Here is a 6,641-nt window from a genome sequence, read left to right on the forward strand (position 1 = left end):
CCGCGCGGCCTCCGCCGCAGGCAGGTACCGGACGGCGATCTCCCCGTGGTCGGGCTGCGGCGGCTCGGTGAGCAGGCTCCGCTGCAGTCCCTCGGCGAGCTGCATCTGCGCGTTGTAGAGGCGCGCGTTGTCGAGGGCCATGCCCGCCCGGTCGGCGACGTCCTGCGCGGTGGACAGGTCCTCGTCGGCCACGGAACGTCCGGGGCGGAAGTACAGCGTCAACAGGCCCAGGGTGCGGCCGCGCCCGCGCATCGGCAGCACGGCGGCTGTCTCGGGCGCGAGCACGCCGAGCAGCTCCTTCGACTCACCGGAGGACAGCATGCCCAGGACGGTGCGCCCGTCCTCCCGGACGGGTTCTCCGCCGGCCAGGGCGCGTGCCACCGGTGAGGCGGACGGCAGCGACTCCAGTCGCACCTCGGTGTACCGCTCCAGCAGCGCGCGGGACGCCTCGTCGGCATGCCACGAGGCGACGTCCCGCGGTCGCCCGTCCGGGTCGACCAGGGTCACGATGGCGAAGTCGGCCAGGGTGGGGACGACGAGCCTCGGCAGGTGCTCGGCGGCCACGGACACGTCCAGGGTCCCTGCCATCTCGGCGCTCACCTGGGCCAGGATCTCCAGGCGAGCGGCCGAGAGGTCGGTCTGTTCCTGCATGCGCCGGCGCTCGGTCACCTCCGTGAAGTAGACCGACAGGCCGTCGGGGGTCGGCCAGGCCCGCAGCTCGTACCACCCGTCCAGCGGGGCGGGGTAGTAGGCGTCGAACGAGACGGGCAACCCGGTGCGGACGGCGGTGCGGTAGCTGTCCTCGAAGGGGCTGTCGACCGCCGCGGGCCAGTCGTCCCAGAGGACGCGGCCGAGCAGGTCCTCGCGGGTCCGGCCGAGCAGCCGCTCGGCCTCGGCGTTGACGTGGGTGAAGCGCCACTCCCGGTCCAGGCTGTAGAAGCCGGCGGGCATGGCCTCCAGCACCCGGGTGACGCGGGTGGCGCCCTCGCGCTCGCCCGTGGTGTCGTAGGCGGCGCCCAGCAGGCGGACGGCGGTGCCCTCCGCACCTGCCAGCGCGCGCCCGCGGGCGTGGACCCAGCGGGTCTCGCCGTCCGGCCGGACGACCCGGTACTCGGCGTCGTAGTCACCGCACTCGTCGATGCAGTGCTGGAGGAGGTCGGTGACCCGCCGGAGGTCGTCGGGGTGCAGCCGGGCGTTGAAGGCCTCGATGCTCTGGTCGAAGGTCTCCACGTCGTAGCCGAACATCGTGATCAGGCGCGTGTCCCAGGTCAGCGTGCCCGTGACCAGGTCCCAGTCGAAGGTGCCGACCCCGGCCGCGTCGATGGCCAGGTCCCAGCGCAGCCGGTCGTTCTCGTAGCGCCGTACGACGGCGGAGAGCTCCAGCTCGGTGACGGCGGCCTCGGCCAGCTGCCGCAGCGTCGCCAGGTCGGAGTCCGACCAGGCGCGGGGGTCGGGCGCGTGGACGCAGAGGGCTCCGACGACCTCCCTCGTGCCGGCGACCAGCGGAGTGCCGAGGCGGTCCCCGAGCCGGTCGCCCCTGCCGGTCGCGTTCAGCACGGAGCACACCGAGGCGTTCAGCGGGGACTCGCTGCCGACGGCGCCGGGTGGCAGACCGGCGCCGGCACTGACGACCTCGACGTCGGTGAGCAGGGAGATGTGGCTCTCCCGCGCGCCCAGGAGCTGTGCGGCCAGTTCGGCGAGCCGGTTCAGGGCCGGTGCGTCCCTGCCCACGGGGAGCAACCGGCGCGCCGCGACGATGCGACCGCCGTCGCCGAGCAGCTCATCGGCCGCGACCTGGCTGCAGGACCGGTGCTCGTCGATCGGCCGGTCCGCCGACTCGTTCACGTGAACCCTTCTGCCCGGCTTCGCGCCGGAGATGCGTCGACGCACAGGCCAGGTGTTGGACCCTGCGTCGCCGTCCGGTCTGTTATGTCACGGAAGCTCCGTTGTGCGCAACCAACCGGACGCAGGTCACTCTGCTTCCCGGGCCCGCGGCGCGTCACGGAGCTGGGACGACGAGCGTGAGAGCGGACCCGCCGCCATGTTCCACGTGCAACCCCGCCCGCCTCAGCAGGCTCCGCAGTCGCACCACACCGTCGGGTTCGGCGGTCGTGGTCGCCAGCAGCCGGGCGACCCTGCCCTTGTGTGCCTTGTTGAAGTGACTGACCACCGAGCGGCTCCCGTCCGGGCGCTCGCTGAGCACCTCGAGCGTGACGGCGCCCGGCACCGGGGCGAGCGCGGCGTAGGAGCCGCTGCGGAGGTCGACGACGAGGTCGTCGATGCCGGCGAGGACCGGGGCGAGCGCCGGCTTCCACAGGGCCCGCAACGTCGGCAGGCCCGGCAGGGAGGAGCCGGCCGACAGCCGGTATGCGGGGATCGGGTCGTCGGCCCCGACGAGACCGAGCAGTGCGGACCCGACGGCGAGCCGGCGCCCCGCCCTCGCACGTTGCGCCCGCGTCATCGAGCCGACGTCGAGAGCGTCGTAGAGGACGCCGGTGTAGCGCTGCAGCGCAGGCAGTGTGCCGCTGGTCCACAGCGCGGCGTTGCGCTCGATCTCCTCGTCCTGCTTCGGTGAGAGTCCCAGGGCGGCGCGCGCCGTGGGGACGTCGCCGGCCAGCTTGACCAGCGCCTCGGCGATCTCGGTGCGCACGGGGCTCAGCTCGGGGGCGGTCAGCGCTGCCAGGTCGAGCGGCGGACCGTCGCCGCCGGCCGCCTTCGTCTCCGACGGCGGGAGGAGGACGAGCACGCTCAGTCCGCGAGGTCGACGATCACGGGGGCGTGGTCGCTGGCGCCCTTGCCCTTGCGCTCCTCGCGGTCGATGACCGCGCCGGTCGTCCGGGCGGCCAGGGCCGGCGAGCCCAGGACGAAGTCGATCCGCATGCCCTCGCGGCGGGGGAAGCGCAGCTGCGTGTAGTCCCAGTAGGTGTAGACGCCCGGTCCGGGGGTGTACGGGCGGACGACGTCGGCGAAGCCGGCCTCGACGACGGCGCGGAAGGCCGCCCGCTCGGGCGGGGAGACGTGCGTGGAGTGGGAGAAGAGGGTGATGTCCCAGACGTCGTCGTTCTCCGGCGCGATGTTCCAGTCGCCGGTCAGGGCGATCTGCGCCGACGGGTCCTCGGCCAGCCAGTCCGCGCCGGCGGTGCGCAGGGCGGCGAGCCAGTCGAGCTTGTACCGGTAGTGCGGATCGGCGAGCGTGCGGCCGTTGGGCACGTACAGGCTCCACACCCGCACGCCGCCGCACGTGGCGCCCAGTGCACGCGCCTCCTCGGCCGGATCCTCACCCCAGTGCGGCTGGCCCGGAAAGCCCACCTGGAGGTCCTCGATCCCCACCCGGGACAGGATCGCGACCCCGTTCCACTGCGAGTAGCCCACGTGTGCGACCTCGTACCCGATGGCGTTGAACACCATCTCGGGGAACTGGTCGTCGCGGCACTTGGTCTCCTGCAGCGCGACGACATCGACGTCGCTGCGCCCCAGCCAGGACGCCACCCGGTCGGCCCGGCTGCGGATCGAGTTCACGTTCCAGGTCGCGAGACGCACGGGAGTCCACGTTACGTCCCGCCCCGTTCACACCTGGACCGGCACCTCGCCCCTCGCGGCCATGCGGGCCCGCAGCCGCTCCCGGCTCTCCACGAACTTCGTGGCCTGCGCGTCGAGCCCGGCCAGGAACGTCGCGAGCTCCTCGCGGGCCCGCTCGCCCTCCGGGCCGAGGTCGGTGCGCTCGAAGACCTTCCAGGTGCGCAGGATCGGGCTGACGACCTCGTCGTGGTGCAGCCGCAGGTCGTAGATGCCGGCCTTGGCGATGATCGTCGAGTTCTTCCGGAAGTTGGCCATGTTGGCGCCGGGCATCTCGAAGGTCATGACCTCCTTGGCCACGGCCTTCATCATCTCGTCGGGACTGATCTCGAACGCGGCCGTGACCAGGTTCCGGTAGAAGATCATGTGCAGGTTCTCGTCGGTCGAGATGCGGGCGAGGAGTTTGTCCGCGACGGGGTCGCCGGTCGCCTTGCCGGTGTTGCGGTGGGAGACGCGGGTCGCGAGCTCCTGGAAGGAGACGTAGGCGACCGCCTCCAGCGCGGTCTTGTCGCCGGAGTCGTAGCCGGTGGTCATGTAGTCCATCCGTGCTCGCTCCAACTCGACCGGGTCGACGCCGCGCGTGACGACGAGGTAGTCGCGGATCGCGATGCCGTGCCGGCCCTCCTCCGCCGTCCAGCGACCCACCCACTGGCCCCAGGCGCCGTCGCGGCCGAAGCGCGTGGCGATCTCCCGGTGGTAGCTGGGCAGGTTGTCCTCGGTCAGCAGGTTGACGAACATCGCGGCCTTGGCCGTCTCGTCGAGCTTCGACTGCTCCGGCGACCAGTCCTCACCGCCGAGGAACGCGAAGTTGCGGCCCTCGTCCCACGGCACGTAGTCGTGCGGATGCCATTCCTTCGCCATCCGGATGTGCCGGTCGAGGTTCTCCGCGACCACCGGCTCCAGCTCGGTCAGTACTGCGGCCTGCGGGGACGTCTGGGGCATGGGGACCTCCGAGGGTCGCGACCTACGAGTGCGTAACCTACGCCACCGTAACCAACGGTCACCGTCCTGAGGGAGTTCCCCGGCCGGGTGACGCTCACGCGTCCGCCGGGCCGGTGTGTTTGGACTCTCGAGGCCCGGGCTAAGACGCGCACCAAGGAGGGTGGCTCTAACACGGGCGCCACCACCCAGCCGCATCCGCGGCCAGGTGAAGGGCAGCCCATGGGCCGCTCGTCTCGTCATGCGACGCCGTCGACCGCCGGCCGGCCGGCCCCTGCCTTCCTGGCCGCGTTCGAGAGCACGTACCTGCCGGGTCCCGACCGGGACGTCGCGGAGAGCACCGGCCACGACCTGAGGTGGCGGGCCGACCTCGACGCGGTGGCCGACCGCGGCATCCGCACCGTCCGCTACCCCGTGCGCTGGCACCGCATCGAGCCCGAGCCCGGCCGCTACGACTGGTCGGCGACGGACGCTGCCCTCGAGCACCTGAGGGAGCGGGGGGTCGATCCGGTGGTCGACCTCGTGCACCACACCAGCTATCCGGGATGGCTCGCTGACGGCTTCCGCGATCCGCGATTCCGGGGGGCCTACGTCGCCTTCGCCGAGGCGGTCGCCACCCGCTACCCGTGGCTGACCTCCTACACCCTGTTCAACGAGCCCTTCGCAACCCTCTTCCTGGCCGGTCACGAAGGCCTGTGGCCGCCGTACGACAGAGGCATCCCGGGCTTCGCGAGGTTGCTGCTCAGCGTGCTGCCGGCGTTGAGCGAGGCCTCGGCCTGCTGGTCGCAGCTGCTGCCGGAGGCCCGCCACCTCTGGGTCGACACCTGCGAGCACCATGCCGGAGCCGCCGGCGCGCCGGGGACGTACGCGCAGTTGGCCAACGACCGCCGGCATGCGGTGCTGGACCTGGCCCTGGGGCACGACCTCGATCCGGACCGGCCGTTCCTCGGGGAGCTCCTCCGAGCCGGAGCCGAGCCCCTCGTGGACCTGCCGCCGGTCCGGGTCGACGTGGTCGGGCTGGACTACTACTGCCACTCCGAGTGGTGGTACGACGAGCGGGGCAGCCGGGCGCCGTCGCCGCACCCGGTCGGCTTCGCGGCGATCGCGGAGCAGTACGCCGCCCGCTACGACCGGCCGCTCGTGCTGAGCGAGACGAACCTGCGTGGCCTGCCCTCGGACCGGGCCTCCTGGCTCCGCTACGTGCTGGAGCAGTACGAGCTCGCCGTCTCGCGCGGGGTGCCGCTCGAGGGCCTCTGCTGGTTCCCGTTCGTCGACTCCTGCGACTGGGACTCCCTGCTCGCGCGCCCTGCGGGCCGCCCCGACCCGGTGGGCGTGGTGTCCCTGGGTCCCGGCGGCGAGCGCCTGCCGACGACGTTCACGGCCGTCTGGGAGGCCGCCGCCGCCGGCTCGCCCGCCGCCGAGTTGCCGGCCTACCGGTTCCAGCCTCCCTGCGATGCCCAGCTCGCCGGCTTCCTGCCCCAGATGGCGCACTGGCCGTGGGAGGACCCCCCGGCCGTCGACGCCGTCGCCCCCATCCGCATCCCGGAGGACCGAGAGGAGCCAGCCGTGTCCGACATCCCGGTCACATCCCGTGAGCCCGACCTCGTCGTCCTCTCGCACCTGCGGTGGGTGTGGGTGTGGCAGCGCCCGCAGCACCTGGTGTCCCGGTTCGCCGCGCTCCGTGCGCCGTCCGGCGCCCGGACGTGGTTCGTCGAGGAACCGGTCGCCGGCGAGGTGGCCGCTCCCGAGATCGGCACCGAGGAGAGGGACGGCGTGACGCGTGTCTGGCTGGTCGTGCCGCGCCGCCCCGACCAGCCGGAGTTCCTGGGCTTCGACGACGACGCGGCCGGCGCCTACGGGCGGCTGCTGGCGGAGTTCCTCACCAGCGCCGGGCGCCCAGCAGAGCCCGACGTGCTGCTCTACACCCCGATGGCCCTGGACATCGCCGAGGCGCTGGTGCCCGGCCGCCTCTCCTACGACGTGATGGATGATCTCGCGTCCTTCCTCCGGGCGCCTGAGGGCCTCCGGCTGCGACAGCGGCGCGCGCTGGCCGAGGCGGACGTCGTCTTCGCCGGCGGGCGCTCGCTGCACCGGTCCGTGCGGTCCCACCGGAACGGGGAGGTCCA

General features: G+C 72.8%; 5 protein-coding genes. 1 reads left to right on the top strand and 4 read right to left on the bottom strand.

What is annotated here, in order from left to right:
- The 4 genes from E4P40_RS25400 to E4P40_RS25415 form a co-directional block, all read right to left on the bottom strand.
- The coding region (locus tag E4P40_RS25400; RefSeq protein WP_245160578.1) for a PAS domain-containing protein at positions 1-1,845 on the bottom strand (1,845 nt) is incomplete at its 3' end.
- A gap of 154 nt (positions 1,846-1,999) precedes the next feature.
- On the bottom strand, positions 2,000-2,746 hold the full coding sequence (gene yaaA / locus E4P40_RS25405; protein ID WP_135161108.1) for a peroxide stress protein YaaA: 747 nt from the start codon (positions 2,744-2,746) through the stop codon (positions 2,000-2,002).
- Between the two features lie 2 nt (positions 2,747-2,748).
- Positions 2,749-3,540: an exodeoxyribonuclease III gene (locus E4P40_RS25410; protein WP_135161109.1), complete on the bottom strand. Its 792-nt coding sequence runs from the start codon at positions 3,538-3,540 to the stop codon at positions 2,749-2,751.
- A gap of 27 nt (positions 3,541-3,567) precedes the next feature.
- Positions 3,568-4,518 carry an acyl-ACP desaturase gene (locus E4P40_RS25415; RefSeq protein WP_135161110.1) on the bottom strand — a complete coding sequence of 317 codons (951 nt, stop codon included), beginning with the start codon at positions 4,516-4,518 and terminating at the stop codon, positions 3,568-3,570.
- A gap of 219 nt (positions 4,519-4,737) precedes the next feature.
- On the opposite strand from E4P40_RS25415, the gene E4P40_RS25420 reads away from it, so the two are divergent.
- Positions 4,738-6,641: family 1 glycosylhydrolase (locus E4P40_RS25420; protein ID WP_135161111.1), on the top strand; the 1,904-nt coding region annotated here is incomplete at its 3' end.

The sequence above is a fragment of the Blastococcus sp. CT_GayMR20 genome (genome assembly GCF_004570345.1).

Coding starts and splice junctions, on each gene's coding strand:
- E4P40_RS25415 (WP_135161110.1), bottom strand. CDS start 4,518: ATGCCCCAGACGTCCCCGCAGGCCGCAGTACTGACCGAGCTGGAGCCG.